This window comes from Marinomonas gallaica, assembly GCF_001639745.1.
GTDB lineage: Bacteria > Pseudomonadota > Gammaproteobacteria > Pseudomonadales > Marinomonadaceae > Marinomonas > Marinomonas gallaica.
Genome location: NZ_LTAX01000066.1, coordinates 1 through 280, shown reverse-complemented (window position 1 = coordinate 280; position 280 = coordinate 1). Strand labels below are relative to the sequence as shown.

The 280-nt window shown below is 45.7% G+C and carries 1 pseudogene; it reads left to right on the top strand.

Annotated features, from left to right (window positions below):
- Positions 1–22 precede the first annotated feature (22 nt).
- A pseudogene (gene glmU / locus AYW76_RS19570) lies at positions 23–280 on the top strand (bifunctional UDP-N-acetylglucosamine diphosphorylase/glucosamine-1-phosphate N-acetyltransferase GlmU); the annotation flags it as partial.

Here is a 280-nt window from a genome sequence, read left to right as displayed (position 1 = left end):
GCTATTAGGGTGATACGGGGATGTGACATGGATATCTGAAGAGAGGATTGAAAGTTTACTCTATGTTCAACTATTTGGTGGTTTCGCGTTGCGCACCGTGGTTCGGGAGAACCAACCAGGCTATGGTCGTATCGTACGTAAAAATGGCCCTGTCGTGGCTATCGTAGAGCAAAAAGATGCCACAGAAGAGCAAAAGCTAATTAAAGAGATCAATACGGGCGTGATGGTTGCGACTGGTGGGGATCTTAAGCGTTGGTTATCTGGCCTAAACAATGAAAAT